Annotated in this window: 14 protein-coding genes; 7 read left to right on the top strand and 7 right to left on the bottom strand. The window is 30.4% G+C overall.

Annotated elements, in window-relative coordinates; all coding sequences use genetic code 11:
- Nucleotides 1-14: 14 nt before the first annotated feature.
- Nucleotides 15-341: a hypothetical protein gene (locus Spiro2_RS08410; protein ID WP_338635278.1), complete on the bottom strand. Its 327-nt coding sequence runs from the start codon at nt 339-341 to the stop codon at nt 15-17.
- A gap of 151 nt (nt 342-492) precedes the next feature.
- Here Spiro2_RS08410 and Spiro2_RS08405 point away from each other — a divergent pair, with 151 nt between their 5' ends.
- Genes Spiro2_RS08405 through Spiro2_RS08395 form a run of 3 tightly spaced genes read left to right on the top strand, consistent with a single transcriptional unit; the run spans nt 493 to nt 4465 of the window.
- Nucleotides 493-2355, top strand: coding sequence for a hypothetical protein (locus tag Spiro2_RS08405; protein WP_338635276.1), 1863 nt, complete (start codon nt 493-495; stop codon nt 2353-2355).
- Nucleotides 2348-3106, top strand: a complete 759-nt coding sequence (deoC, locus tag Spiro2_RS08400) for a deoxyribose-phosphate aldolase (RefSeq protein ID WP_338635275.1) — start codon at nt 2348-2350, stop codon at nt 3104-3106. Before Spiro2_RS08405 ends, deoC begins: the two co-directional genes overlap by 8 nt.
- Before the next feature lie 27 nt (nt 3107-3133).
- Nucleotides 3134-4465 (top strand): vitamin K epoxide reductase family protein, encoded by a 1332-nt coding sequence (locus tag Spiro2_RS08395; RefSeq protein ID WP_338635274.1) that lies wholly within the window; start codon nt 3134-3136, stop codon nt 4463-4465.
- A gap of 50 nt (nt 4466-4515) precedes the next feature.
- Here the strand turns inward: Spiro2_RS08395 and Spiro2_RS08390 are convergent, their stop codons facing one another.
- The 5 genes from Spiro2_RS08390 to Spiro2_RS08370 form a co-directional block, all read right to left on the bottom strand.
- Complete coding sequence (locus tag Spiro2_RS08390; protein ID WP_338635273.1) at nt 4516-5340, bottom strand: sulfite exporter TauE/SafE family protein; 825 nt, start codon at nt 5338-5340, stop codon at nt 4516-4518.
- 3 nt (nt 5341-5343) lie between these two features.
- Nucleotides 5344-5691 (bottom strand): histidine triad nucleotide-binding protein, encoded by a 348-nt coding sequence (locus Spiro2_RS08385; protein ID WP_338635272.1) that lies wholly within the window; start codon nt 5689-5691, stop codon nt 5344-5346.
- A gap of 32 nt (nt 5692-5723) precedes the next feature.
- Nucleotides 5724-6116, bottom strand: coding sequence for a hypothetical protein (locus Spiro2_RS08380; protein ID WP_338635271.1), 393 nt, complete (start codon nt 6114-6116; stop codon nt 5724-5726).
- Nucleotides 6117-6213: 97 nt separating this feature from the next.
- The gene (locus Spiro2_RS08375) at nt 6214-6609 is read right to left on the bottom strand and encodes a hypothetical protein (protein WP_338635270.1); all 396 of its coding nucleotides are present in this window, start codon (nt 6607-6609) and stop codon (nt 6214-6216) included.
- 6 nt (nt 6610-6615) lie between these two features.
- On the bottom strand, nt 6616-8289 hold the full coding sequence (locus tag Spiro2_RS08370) for an ABC1 kinase family protein (protein WP_338635268.1): 1674 nt from the start codon (nt 8287-8289) through the stop codon (nt 6616-6618).
- A 117-nt stretch (nt 8290-8406) separates the two neighbouring features.
- Here Spiro2_RS08370 and Spiro2_RS08365 point away from each other — a divergent pair, with 117 nt between their 5' ends.
- Nucleotides 8407-8709, top strand: coding sequence for a rhodanese-like domain-containing protein (locus tag Spiro2_RS08365; protein ID WP_338635267.1), 303 nt, complete (start codon nt 8407-8409; stop codon nt 8707-8709).
- Between the two features lie 3 nt (nt 8710-8712).
- On the opposite strand, the gene Spiro2_RS08360 is transcribed toward Spiro2_RS08365, so the two are convergent.
- Nucleotides 8713-9078: a response regulator gene (locus Spiro2_RS08360; RefSeq protein ID WP_338635265.1), complete on the bottom strand. Its 366-nt coding sequence runs from the start codon at nt 9076-9078 to the stop codon at nt 8713-8715.
- A 252-nt stretch (nt 9079-9330) separates the two neighbouring features.
- Here Spiro2_RS08360 and Spiro2_RS08355 point away from each other — a divergent pair, with 252 nt between their 5' ends.
- The 3 genes from Spiro2_RS08355 to Spiro2_RS08345 all read left to right on the top strand — a co-directional run bounded on the left by Spiro2_RS08355 (nt 9331) and on the right by Spiro2_RS08345 (nt 14754).
- Nucleotides 9331-10908 carry an ATP-binding protein gene (locus Spiro2_RS08355; protein WP_338635263.1) on the top strand — a complete coding sequence of 526 codons (1578 nt, stop codon included), beginning with the start codon at nt 9331-9333 and terminating at the stop codon, nt 10906-10908.
- Between the two features lie 415 nt (nt 10909-11323).
- Nucleotides 11324-12298: a GAF domain-containing protein gene (locus Spiro2_RS08350; RefSeq protein WP_338635262.1), complete on the top strand. Its 975-nt coding sequence runs from the start codon at nt 11324-11326 to the stop codon at nt 12296-12298.
- Between the two features lie 272 nt (nt 12299-12570).
- Nucleotides 12571-14754: a hypothetical protein gene (locus tag Spiro2_RS08345; RefSeq protein WP_338635261.1), complete on the top strand. Its 2184-nt coding sequence runs from the start codon at nt 12571-12573 to the stop codon at nt 14752-14754.
- Nucleotides 14755-14839: the final 85 nt, after the last annotated feature.

Raw genomic sequence — 14839 nt, 5'->3', positions numbered from 1 at the left:
AGTTTGCGGTATTTTTAGATGATTTCGCGTCCAGCTATGGTTCCTGCGGTGCGACTGGAGCAACCACACGTGCGATTGCCTGCGGATTCAAACATGGAACCACACGTTAAACAACGGCGAACACGAACGTGTATTGGAGAAAGACCTGCAAGGCGTCTTGCAATATTTTTTTGTTCAATATCTTTGATCACGCTAGGAGGTAACGTTTTGACACGACAGCCGTTTTCAAATCTTTCCCCATTGGCAAGCTCTGATATTGAATTAATATTGCTGTCATCTTTTAAGGTGGTTATATCTTGTTCGTTGGATAAAGCTTTATTTGTATGAATACATTTATACATTTTCACCTCTTATATGTGTGTTTGAAGGATTCTGGTAAGATGGGCTCGGGATTTCCCTGTCAGAGGGTGATAAGGTAAATGATGTTAAGGAAAATATCTTTGATTAAGATCAAAGTTAAAATTGATATAAATTAATATAGAAGAAGTTAATATGTATAGTTTAAATCGTATATCTTTGTTTTTTTTAATTATTATCGGTTTTTCTTGTGTTTTGGGCTGCACCAGTAAAAAAACTGAGTCAATTGATTTATTAAACCCGTATTCGTTGCCATTTACGCAAAAAAACTATAAGGATACACTCATCAAATATGATTATGTTGACGTCAATCCTTATGTATCTAGTGGTTTGGTTTGGGTGCCTTTTATTTTACCACAAAAAAAAGATGAAATTATTAAGGAATCAGATTTATTGTTAGGATATTGGAATGAAATCAATGATCCTATCTTGCCTCCAGAAAGAGGTTCCTGTCGATTGATTAAAGATTTAGACGTAGATAGCTCGTTAAAAACGTCAATGCGTCTCGTGCACTTTGTCTCAAGCAATTTAGAGCCCAAACGAGATGCTGGTGCGCTGATGTTTTTGTTAAACCCAATTGATCAGTCACCTTTTGCAATTGTCCGTTTAAATAACGAAGGTCGGGCTAGCTGCTTTATTTCCCTTAAAACATTTAATATTTCTATAGGATACGGTCAGTATAGAAAAGAAATTCAAGTAACTGATAGTATTGTTTCCGTTAAGGTTCCTTTTCCAGAAACTTCATATCTCAATGTTGATCCAAGTATAGAAGGGGTTGGTTTTTTAAATGGTGATACCTTAAGAATTGGAAGAAATATTGTTGAAAATAATAATACCATATTAAAAAATATTGAAACGAATGGGCAGTATGCAATACCTGCAAAAATTCAAAAAGACCTTTATATTTCTGGAAATTTTACCACAAAAAACATGGGGGTGGACGAATATATTGCAACGTCATTTTTAATTGGTAAAAAGCCTTTTAAAATTGTACTAGAATCTGGAAATTACACTTTTGCAATATTAAGAAAAAATAAATTAATTTGTTTAAAAAAGATCACTTTTACTGGAAAAGACATAAACAATCTCTCATGTTCAGAAATTATGTCTGATGAAATAGATTTTGAAGACACCTCAAAAAACTATTATTTTGATACAACTCTTTTTCCATTGCATATTGTTGAGTCCGCTGGATTTCAAGATTGGGTTTTTGCCTCAAAAAAATATTTTTTATTAACAAGTCCTAATTATTATCAGGATAATTTTTATAAAAAAGAAGAAAATGGTTTAAAAGAGTTTTCTTTTGTGTATTACAGTCCAAGTGAAAAAATTAATAATTATTTACCAAATATTTATAGTGCTATTAGAGTTATGGATATCGAAAAAGCTCAGTTTAGACAAATTTATGAAGTCTTTATTTCAAATAACATTTCTAGCACAATGGAATTTGTAAGAAGTAACCCCAAAAATTTACTTTTTTTTGGAATTCCTGTTGGTGGTTCGGGAGAGCAGGGGATTGTAAACTATGCGGTTCCTTTTTTTAATTATACCAAAATTTCTTTGGGTAAAGTATCCCAAGACTTTTTAAAATATGCCAATATACAAGCAACTAATGGAGCATATATTAATCTTTTTGAACCATTATCCAATCCTGCTGATGAAAGCTTATTGATAAGCTATGCGCAACAGCGATTTCGTTTTCGCATTACAATTCCGCCCTGGAATTCAACAAACGTTGTCGAAATGTATGTAAATGGAAAATTATTTCGTCGCTGGATATTAGATAGAGGTGATATCTCTAAAATTTATTCAAAAAGTTTTGAAGAAAGTTTTTCTGAGACAAAATCTTTTGCTGTGCGATGGGTGGCATGGGGCGAAGAATTTTTGCCTGATTTTTTATCAGGAACAAAAAACTCACTCCCTTTTTCAATTACTCGTGATTATTGTATAGATAATAACGGAGATGGAGAATGTCATATGGAGCAAAAAAATGGTTAAATTTAGTCATCAAAATTTAGAACAAGATTATTATTTTAGAGAAGAACTTCTTAATAATTTTTCATCTAAAAAGTTAACAAAACTAATAGATTCTACATTATTAAAACAAAATATTGCAAAAACTGAAATTGACAAACTGTGCCAAGAAGCAATAACTTTTGATTTTAGAGCTGTGTGCTTGCCTCCTTGTTTTTTACAGCAAGCAAAAAAATTAATTGAAAACTCATCGGTACAACTTTGCACAGTGGTTGCTTTTCCCCTTGGTTTTCAAACATTAGAAACAAAAATTCATGAAATAGAAAATGCATTAATAAATGGTGTCGATGAAATAGATTTTGTGCAAAATGTTTCGTTGGTAAAAGAGCAAAATTGGTCTGAACTAAAATTAGAATATCAAGCTGTTGTTCGCGCAGCAAAAAATAAAATTGTAAAAGTGATTTTAGAAACAGCGTTGCTTTCAGAAGAAGAAATTTATCAATGCTCTTTTTTAGCAGCAAGTTCAGGGATTCACATTGTAAAAACGTCTACAGGTTTTGCCTCCAGAGGTGCTTTACTCTCTGATGTAAAAATTATGCGTGCTGCACTTAACCAATTTCAACAAGAAACAGGAGTTTATGTTGGGATTAAGGCGAGTGGTGGTGTGAGAAATCATCATGATGCATTGCAATTTGTCCAAGAGGGAGCCATTCGAATAGGCACAAGCAGCGGTTGTAACATTGTGAATCAACGCGAAAGTACAACAAACTATTAATTTGTCATTTACGGAATAGGATTATTTATGGATCAACAAAGTTATGATGGTAATAATTTAGAAACTCAAACTAAAATTAGTATTTTTTCAATAATAATAGGGATTATAGGTTTTTTCTTATCGCTATACGCTTTAATTGTACACATACAATTATTGCTGAAATCAGGATTAGCACCAGTTTGTGACTTTACAACAACTGTTGGATGTTCAAACGTTATAGGCAGTTCTTACGGAGAGATTGCGGCAATTCCTCTTGGTGCATGGGGAATGGCTTATTTTGCGATTATACTTTCTGCTGCTCTTTTGCCAAAGTTTTGTAAAGTTAATTTAAAATGGCTTGCGAATTTAGAGTTAATTATAGCTGTAGTTGGATTTTTTTCTGTAAGTATTTTATTCTATATTTCTTATTTTATATTAAAAATGCTTTGTCCTACTTGCAGTGCGATTCATGTGACAGTTGTGATTTACGCTGTTTTAAAAGTGAATCAGTTTTTTAAAACGCGTTCGCTAAAACAATCAGAATCATCAAATGCGTTAGTCACTTTTTTAGCAGTTTCTTTGTGTTTAGGGATTCCTCCACTTGCTGCAGGTTTGTTGTCGCCAATTTTGGTTAATTATTTTAAAGATAGTTCGTCAGTTAGCTCAGATCAAGTGAAAAATAACACAACAACTGATGCCAATAATTCGAATGTCAATATACAAAGTCAAACGCCAGAAGTTACACCACCACAATCACCACAACCACCAGCGCCAGAAAATTTATTAGTAATAAATAAAACTAATTACGTGGGAAATGGAGAAGATTATCGTCGTGGTGACGATAACTCTAAGGTTATTGTGCAAGTGTTTTCGGATTATGGTTGTCCCCATTGTAAAACAGCAACAGATGCAATTATTAAGGCTCAAGATATTGTAGGACTTGATAAGGTATTATTTGTTTATCGATTTTTTCCTTTAAGCAATCAATGCAATCCTTATGTGCCCTCATCAGGAGGCTATCCCTATTCTTGTTCTCTTGCTGAAGCAACTCGCTGCGCTGGCCAACAAAACAAGTTTTGGGAATTTAAATCGTGGGCATTTTCTGGTCAGTATTGGGATAATCAAGAAAGAGCAAAAAGTTTTTCGTTAGCAGGAATGCAATCGTATGCCGCTTCATTAGGAATGGATGTCAATGCATTTACTTTTTGTGTTGAAAATCATGTAGAGTTGCAAAAATTAAAAGATGATGCCGTCATTGCAAATAAACTCAATATTCAAGGCACACCTCTTATTTTAATTAATGGCACACCTTATGAAGGTGCGCATACAGGCGAAGCGTTTGTGCAAGCATATATACAAAGGTTACAAAAGCTAAATTAGTCATCGCATCACGATTTTTTAATAAGTTAATTATTTAATTTTTAAAAAATTTATGTGACATATGTGACAAGCAATTTAATAGAAATAAATAATAAAATAATTGAGAAGACCCGCATCAATACTTTTGCAGACAAAACTCCTGAAAGCTTACTTCCTAAAGGTGCAAATATAGAACTCACTAATGCAATAACAATCACAGCTGGAAGATATACAAAACCAAACGATCCTTCTGGCAAATTTGGAGTGCCAAGACTAAAACCAATATAACTAATAGTGCCAAACAGTGTGGCAAAAAGTCCAGAGGCTGCAGAAATGCCAATGGCGTTGTGAATTTTTTTTCTTAAGAGTGTTAAAAATGGAACGGTCAGAGTTCCGCCTCCTACTCCTAAAAGGCCCGATAATGTTCCAACACCCATGCCTCCTAAAGTGAGGATTGGATAACTTTCTTTTAGTTTTGATTTTTTTGTTGATTTGTTAAGGTCGCTGTTTGATTTAATAAACATTTGAATGGAAATTAAAATTAAATAGATAGCAAAAATTAATGTTAATGATTTTGTTTCAAGTTGGTTGGATAAAAATGTACCTAAAATTGATCCAATAATGATTCCAGGTACAAATTTTTTGACCACCTGCCATTCAACCCGCTTATATTTATGATGCGCAAGAGTAGAAAAAAACGAAGTAAAAACCATGGTGGTTAATGATGTCCCAATTGCCAAATGCATAATATGGTCGTGTGAAATTCCCATTTGTGAAAAGATATAGGCTAAGGTTGGAACAATAACCACGCCACCACCAAGTCCAAGCAATCCTGCAAGCGTACCCGATGCAGCCCCAACTAATATATATAAAATAATGCTGTCCATGAACGTCATAAATTAACCTGGTGGCCAGGATAGGGAGCGCCCACCAAGAATGTGGCAATGCATGTAGTAAACTGTTTGGCCGCCATCATCGCCGTTGTTTATAATTAACCGATAACCAGTTTTGTCTATACCTGATATTACTGCAACTTTTTTTGCTGTAAAGAGAACTCGTCCCATTTGTTCAATGTCAGACTCGTTGGAGTTTGCAACGTTGATAATTTTTCTTTTAGGAATAACTAAAATATGAACAGGAGCTTGCGGATTGATATCATGAAAAGCAAGAGTGTATTCGTCTTCATAAATAGGTTTGCATGGAATTTCACCATGTAGAATTTTTTCAAAAATTGTTTTTTCTGTCATAAAAAAATGTCTTTCAAGGAATAATTCAGAAATTAAGTAAATACAAATATCATAATCAGCAGTATCACAAACACAGCAGAAAACCAAATTATGCCTTTTGGCTTATGAATATCGTACTGATCATTTTCGGGTAAATTTACAACACGATTGCCTTTATATTTTTCTTCGGAGCCTTTGTGTTCGGTATCTTTTTTGGTTGCAGATTCTTTTTTTGTTTCTGCTGCATTGGGTGCATGAGAGTTTGATTCTTTGTGCTCGTTTTTTGGAGTTTTGGTTTGATTCGTAGTTTTTTTGGGTTCATAGACTTCTTCTCCGTTTACCACCCGTTCTAATGAAATTGCGGTCGTGGTAAGTAAATGATTAAGAAGTAAGAACATGATGGTCTTAAAAACAAACAGTTTAATTTTAATAAAATCTTGTCGCAAGGCTCTCCTCCAAGGACAAAGAAAACGGCACATAGCGCATACAAAAACAGAATGTGACAATATTTATTATAATATTATCTCTTTTTACAAATTTTTGTTATCTTTGACTCCAAATTTGACGGACAAGTTTTTTCCAGTTTTCAGAATTGATTGGAGAAATGCCTTTTATGGAAAAAAACTTTAAAATTGGTGAGCAGCCTTGCTTTGCCCCTTGCCTTGGAACCATGTCTGTAAACAAGTAAATAGGGCTATGGATATTATGGCGTTTAAAAATTTTGTCTGGTCCATAAACACGTAGTTCAACACGCAACAAACCTTTTGGCTTTTCAACGAGTTTTTCAAAAAAAGACTCCATTTCTTGAGCGTGTTCATCTGATTGGGCTTGAAGAGATAATGCAACTTCGTGTTCTCCATAATCATGGATTTGGCTTTCAAACCCATAGGAGAAGCTTCCGTAACAGAGCCAAATATCAACGCAAAACCCAGGTGTCATAATCCTCTACTTAAATCTTCCTGATCGAATAATTTCGATAATCAGCCATAATCCTAGTAATAAGGCAATTCCAAAGCCAATAAGACCCACTGATGCTAGGAAGTCGTATAGTCTACCTTGTTTTCCATAAGTAGCAATACTACTGCCAAGTACAATTGCACCGAGTAGGATAGCAAGGCTAAGTCTATTTGATGCCCTGTCAACTTCACGAGATAAGTATACAATATCATCGCATTTTACTTGAAAGGAAAGCGAGCCACTCTGTAATTTTTTTGCCAAAATTCTAAGTGTGATGGGGAGATCTTTTAAAAATGCTCCAGAATCATGCATTGCAAGTCCAAGGTTTTTTTCGAGCCAATTTTTATTGAATTGCAATAGTTTATGATCTTCATAGTAAGAGAGTGCAAATTCTAAAATTTTAAATCTGGGTTGTACGCTTTTTGCAAAAATTTCAAGTGCCATTAATGCTCGAAAGAATAAAATCAATTCTCTTTCTAAAGGAGCATTCCATTTTGCAGACACGCGAGCAATTTTCATTAATGTTTTGCCTAATTGAAAATCTTGATGAGGCATTGTGACAATGTGGTCGAGAATTTCTAAAATTTCTGACTCAAGCTGAGAGCTATGAGACAAATCATCATTTTCTGTTAACTCGACAAATAGCCTTGCACAGGTTTCGATGTCATGTTTTCCTAGGGAATAAAACATAAATGCAAGAGTGTTGCGCAAATCTTTTTTTAAGCGAACGGTAATTCCAAAATCAATAATTCCAAGTTTATTATCTTTAATTAAAATAAAGTTTCCGGGATGGAGATCGCCATGAAAAATACCAAATTCAAACGTCATCTCTAAAAACGCTTCAATCCCAATTTTTGCTATTTTATCTTTATCATTAAGCTCAATCCCTTCGGTTAATTTAGTTCCCTGAATTTCGCTCATACATAAAATTTTTGATGTACAAAATTTATAATTGATTATTGGAATTTCAATATTATTATTATTTTTAAAAAATTGTCGCATACGTTCTGTGTTTGCTGCTTCACGTGAGTAATCAAGCTCATTTAACAGAGAACGTTTTAATTCACTAATAATTAATGTTGGTCTAAGAAGTTTAAGTTCTGGTAATGCTGTTTCGAGAATTGTTGCAATTGCCATTAAAATTGCAAGATCGTTATTGATCAAATTATCGACTTCTGGTTTTTGAATTTTAAAGACAACATGCTCACCATTTTTTAGTTTGGCGCGATGCACTTGACCAATGCTAGCAGAACCAAGCGGTTTGGGATCAAAAAATTCAATTTCTTCAAGTAATTGGGGAGTAAGTTCGTTTTCTAATGTTTTTTCAACAACTTTAAAAGCGATGGGTTTGACTTTGTCACATAATCTTTTAAATTCATAAACATAACTTTTAGGAAGCAGATCCTCTCGCATAGAGAGTAATTGTGCCAGTTTTACAAATGTGGGGCCAAGTTCTTCAAAAGCCATTGCAAGTCTTTTAGCTCGAGATAAATGAGTGTGCGATGGATGAATCAAAGGTTCTGACTCGTTTTTATTGGTATGAAGAAGATCGCCGAGTTCGGTGCGTTGAATTTCTCGTTTAAAACCGTAACGTGCTAAAATATTAACAATGTGGGTGAGTCTTCCAACATTTCTAAATTTTTGTAGAATACTTGATGGCATATTGCGCCCCTCAGATAAGAGAGTGAAAGGTTTTCTCTTTACATTGAACTATATCAGCAAAATTTTAAAGATATAGTTTTAATATATTTTTAATTAGATTCAATTATGAGGAAGTATATGAAGCTAAACTGCGAAGAGTTTGTAAAAATGTATCATACTGGGGATAGCAAAAAAAAAGTTTTATTAGATATTAGAGAACCTTCAGAATGCACATCAGGTATGCTTAAGGATGCCATCAATATTCCTATGTCTGTATTTGAATCAAGATTTTCAGAAATAGCAAAAGATAAAGAAGTTTTTATTTATTGTCGCTCAGGTGCGCGAGCAGAAAGAGCGGAAACATTTTTAATTCATAAGGGTTATAAATTAACAAGATATTTGCAACCAGGTGGGTATGAAGAGCTTAAAAATATGTTTTAATTTTTAACTCAACGCTTTTTTTACAGCTGCTAGTAATTTATCAGGTACAAAAGGTTTAATAATCCAGGCATTGACTCCTATTTCTTTACCTTGTTGCGCATCTTCAGGATTGGGATCTTTTGTCAAAATAAATATAGGAACATGTCGAATTTTAGGGTCTGCTTTTATTGCTTTTGCTAAATCAAAACCCCCCATAACAGGCATATGCAGTTCTGAAATAACCAAATCAATGTTTTGTGTTTTAATTAATGACAACCCAACTGAACCATCTTCTGCTTCGATAATAGAAAACCCAGCCTTAGAAAGAGCAAATTTCACAAGATTTCTGATTGTTGGTACATCATCGACAATTAAAATTGTCTTGCTCATGTTAGGGGTCCTCAAAATTGTCAGCTTCTTAATGTATCGGAAGTTTTATATTAAACTTAAGAATTGAACTTATCTAGTTAAATTAGTTATTTATATTTAAAAATTCAGTGGGTCTTTGTCCGTAAATCGTTCACAAATTAACGTTTTCGTTCATTTATTATGCATTCCTTTATTATGCAATAACAATTTGCGTATTGAAAAGTCTTGTATTTGATGAGAGCAGATTTCTCAAAAAATAAGGACTTAAAGCTTATGGTAAAAACTTATTCGTGTTTGCTAGTTGGGGTTGACGTTGTCACTCTTGAAATTGAAACCGTCATTGGCAGCGGTTTTTCTGGACTGAGTATCTTGGGGCTCAGTGCTGAAGCAACTCGAGACATGCGAGAAAGAGTCCGTTCGGCATTAGAAAGCATAGGGATTCAAATTCCTGCAAGGCGAATTGTTGTGAATATTACACCAAGTGAGTTAGCCAAGATTTCAAGATTGTCTTTATCGCAACTTGATTTTGCTGTTGCTGCTTCAATAATTTATGCGTTGCATCAAGAGAATCAAAATAGTGCACCATTGTTTTTCCCAGAAAAACAATATTTAGCGGGTGAGCTTTCTTTATCAGGCGAACTAAAGGAACTACAAAATCCATTAATTTACCAATCAATTTTATTAAATTCAGAAATATATCCAAGTTTGTGCTTACCTGTGTCTGCAAAAGAATATTTAAGTTTGTCGATACAGCATAAAATTGAGTTTTTTTATAATTTAAAAGATTGGTATAATAGTCGAAAAGAAATAAAAAATCCTGAATTACTAAAAATAAATTTATCTAATAGAGATAAAATGGATTCACAAATTGAAGATGAAATAAATAATAATTCTGAAACTGAGTTTTTAGAAAGAGTAAAAGAAGTAGAAAGTATAATCACAATTTTGTTAAAAAATCCTAGAATTTGTGTAGCATTACTTGTTGCATCTGTTGGACAACATCATATTTTGATTGCAGGAGAGCCTGGTGTTGGCAAAAGTTTTGCATTGCAAAAAATTTTAAAATTATTGAATCCATTAACAGAAAGAGAAAAACTTGATATTAAACTTATTCACTCTGTTGTTGAAGATGTTGCAAGACCGTTGCGTTGTCCTCACCATTCGGCAACTCCTGCTGCTCTTATTGGAGGCAGTAGCTTAAAGCCAGGAGAAGTGTCTTTGGCGCATTGCGGAGTGTTGTTTTTAGATGAGTTGGCAGAGTTCTCTTCGTCAAGTTTAGAGTCGTTAAGGGAACCACTTGATGCAAAGCAGGTATTTTTATCTCGTGCTGGTGGAAATATTCGCTATCCCGCAAATTTTCAATTGTGTGCGACAACAAATCCTTGCGCTTGTGGTTTTTTATTTTCAAATAAAAAGGCTTGTCGTTGTCATCCCAGAGAAAGTCGAAAATATTTACAAAAAATTAGTGAACCATTACTGGATAGATTTTGTTTACAAGTTTGGGCAGAACCTTACCAACCAGAAGTTGACTTAAAAGATCCTTTTGTACAGCAACTCAATAATATTTTTAAAAATGGTAATCTATCGTATTTTTCAAGACATTTTCTTCGAATCATGAGTTTAGGAGGTAAAGAATTGGGGCAAGAAGTCGATAAATTTAATGCAATGAATTTTTTACAAAATAATGTTGATTTTAACAGTTGTTCTTTACGAGGACAAGAAAAGATAATTAACCTTGTTAATTCTTTTAATTTGTTATTTCCAGAAATAGGAATTGATGAAAAAATTATAAATTCTATTATGAATTATAGAATATTAGATAAAATGTTTTCTCAAAGAAATATTTTCTAGTATTTACGAATACTTGTTTTGGAACAGAAAAATTATTTATTGTTTTTTACAATTTTATTGATAATTGAGAATTTTTTTTGATTTATTTAATTAACTATAATTTTAAAAATTATAAAAATTAAAATTTATATTTTAATAAATTTGATTTTTTATTGCTTCATAAATGGTTATTGTATTTGTTTTTTATTTAAATAAAGGTTATTTCCTTGCATATTTTTTTCAAATTGTTAATATATTAAATGTGTATGGATTTACATGTTGTTTTAAGTATAAACTATTTTATATTTCATGCATTGTTATAATATCTAATTAAATTTTATTAAAATGTGCGAATGCTAAAATTTAGTTTTTTTCTTAAAGTTTACTAAAAAATAGATATTTGAAATCAATTAAACATTTTTTAGGGAATTAAGTAATGATAGTTAAAAAAAGATTTTTTTTTGAGGATAAAAATATTTGTTCAACAATAGATAATAATATAAAGCAATTTTTGCATAGTTATAATATTAACGAATATTTTCCTGAAAATGAATATTCTGAATTTACCTTTTTGGCAGCAAAAACTTTAAATTGTCCGATTGCGTTTATAAGTTTTGTTAGTCATGATTCTTTGATAGTGAAGTCTGTTGTTGGATTAGACAATCAATTTGTAAAAAATAAAGTTGATTTTCAATGTTTTAATTTTGTTCATGATACTCCAGTTATTGTAAACGATACGTTATGCGATAAAAATTTAATAAAAAACTCTTTTGTTTTTAGGAGTTCTTATATCCGTTTTTATGCTGCGGTCCCGTTAATTACAAATGATGGTAATACAATTGGGTCCTTATGTATTATGGATAACAAGATCAATCATTTATCTGAGAGTCAAATTTTATATTTGCAATACTTGGCCAATCGAATTGTTCAAAAACTCGAATTGAGAAGATTAAACATAATAAAGAATAACCCTTGTTATAAAAAATATGTTTTGGCTGAAGGAAAAGTGTCTAAAAAAATTATTTCAAAGCATAAAACTAGTAAATTAATTAAATTATTTTTTAAAATTAATAAATCAAACAAAAAATTTAAACCAATTAAAATTAAAGAATTAATGTATGTAATTAACTACTATTTTAAAAATACATTAAGTAAATATGATATAAAGTTTAATATTTCTTTAGATTCAGATAAAAACACTCTTTTTGAGTGTAAGTCTTCATATACAATGAGAAATTTGATTTATTTATTAAATGTTTCGATCGAAACCGTAAAAGCAGAAAAATTTCGTTGGATAAACTTAAATATAAAAAATTTAGTTTATGATCTAGAATTTTCAATAACAGATAGCTGTAAAATAAAAAATCATTATATTTCAAGCTCAAAAAACACCCAAGATTTTTTATTGTAATTGCTCAATATTATCTAAACTCTCAAAAATAGTTCTTATTTTTAATACTGAAAAAATTGATTAATATACTGAAATTTAAATAATTATGAATAAAAGTTATACAATTAAATAATATAATTTAATTGTAAAAATAACATTGTTTATATTAGTTGTTTTTGTGATTTTAATATTAAAATTAAAATTTGCTTTGAATTTATAATTAAATTGTATATATTAACAAAATATTTATAATTTACTTATAAATATTTTGTTATGGAGAGTTTTTAATTATTATGGAAAATAATGAAAAATCTAACTGTACTGATAGTTTAGCAACAAATAAATTAAAATCTTGTAATGATTTTTTGTCTGTTACTTTATTTCTTAAATTTATTAAAGAAGATTTTCAAAAAAATGGTGATCTTTTAGAGTTTGATCTTTATTATAAAGAAAACAATTCAAGCTTTGCATCTTATTCTGAGCATATCCAAGAACAACGTTTTAGTATAATGAATAATAGCTATGTTCCTAGTAAAATTCAAAAGAAAGTTGATAGTATCAACCGTAGGCGTATTGAATTTGAAAAAACATACCATTTTGATACATCGGGGCCAAACTTAGATGCAATGTCAAATGAAGAACGATTAAGGTATGAAAATGAAGCCAGAGAAATTCAAAAAAAATATGACAAATATAATAATACCGCCGCAAATCTAAAAGATCTTTATACGCTTTATAATATAACAGGACAAAAAAAAGAACTAACAAATTTTGTAGAATTAAATCCTGCGACGCTCGAAAATTTTTTAGAAGAAAACGATGCAGATGTATTGTTTGGTGAAGATAAAATTAACGATTTTTTATTAAGATCAACCTCGCTTATTTATTCTGTTGTGCAGGATAGAAATTTGCGAATTGTATCGACTCATTGTCATACTCAGCATGAAGCCCCTTTTTTGAGAAAATTAGAACAAGATATAGAATGTTTTTCAATATATAAAAATTTAGATTATTCTTATTTTTATTATATTCAAGAAGTTTCAAATTCAAAAAAAATATATGGAATTTTTTTATATGCAAGGTTTAATGAGCCTCATTTAGTATTTTATTATCCAAATAAAGGGATTGAGCAGTTTTCTATTCGTAACATATCTAACTTTAGAAAAATGTTTCAACGTCTGATTAATAATTACGGAGGAAATTACTGTTCATTTAAAATAAAAATAAAGTCATTAAAATTTGAAATTCAATCTCTTACAACACAATATTTCTATGAAAATATTATAATCGAAAGTTGTAAAAAATATTTATTATTTCTTAATACTAAAAAGGCTTTACTATTAAATCAGCAAGAAAAATCTGATAAATCTTTATGTGAAAACTTTGTAACAAATTCGTCTTCAAAGTTTTACGATAAGAGAATTTTTGTTTCTCAATTTTTAATTAAACTATTGGATTTTAATAAATTATTTTTGAATAAAAAATACAGTTTGAAAAGTAAAAGTTACTGGATATTTTTTTTAATTGAATATATTTATAAGGATACAAAATTTGCGCAAAAAAAAATAAATGAATTTGTTATTTTTGCGGATGATTTAAAAATACATCAATTTGTGCTCGACTTTTATAATAATAAGAATTCGGATAATAACTTTAAAAGTGTTGAAACCATTTCTTATATTTATTCTGGTATAATTAAACAACTTTCAAAAAATAGTGTCCTAATGCAATATTACATTTATTACAAAAGTATTACTATTACTAATGGTGTTGCAAAAATTGCGGATTTATTTTTTTGTGGTCTCAAAAAAAATACTTTAGCAACTTTTACAGATTGGAAGAGGAAAATAGTTGTTTATAACCAAAAAATTATTTCTAAAAGTTGCAACAAAAATTTTGAAGAGTTTAACTCTTTAAAAAATATTGCAAATTATAAAACTTTTGATTCAAATCAAAATAGAGTGTTAATTCATAATGATGCACTAAAATCGAATCTTGAATCTGTAACTCAGAATTGCGATGCAATATTTATAAATTTTTGTATGGATTTTTGTAATCAAAATGAAATATTTAATTTAGAGATTTTTTTAGACTCATATATGGCCTCTAATTATTATATTAAATTAGATTTTTCAATGAAATATTTATTTATAGAAAAAACTAACTCACATGAATATTTATTTATTTGCATTCATTTATTTGAAAATTATCAAATTTTAAATAAAAGCAATAGCTCTAAAGTTAAGTTAGAAAATAATATTTGTTTTACAATGTCATTTACTTTGAATACTTCCCAACTCAAATATCAAACAAGTGATTTGAGTTTTGGTTTTTTAGATTTTACAAAAACTAATATTAATTATCCGAATGAATCATTAATTAAAAAAAATTTAACAAATGCCTTAAATAGTAAAGAATTGATTCAGTTTTTACAGAGTGGTAAATCAAAAGGGAGTCAAAGAGTGTTTTATACTTAAATTTATCATAAAGCCCCAACTTTAGAAGTCGGGGCTTTACGTTCGTTTCTGGTAAAAACAAAATTTTAAAAGTATTTAAAATAAT

It is taken from the genome of Spirobacillus cienkowskii (genome assembly GCF_037081835.1).
GTDB classification, from domain to species: Bacteria; Bdellovibrionota_B; Oligoflexia; order Silvanigrellales; family Silvanigrellaceae; genus Silvanigrella; species Silvanigrella cienkowskii.
The sequence above is the reverse complement of the archived record's forward strand: the minus strand, read 5'-3'. Positions and strand labels throughout refer to the sequence as shown.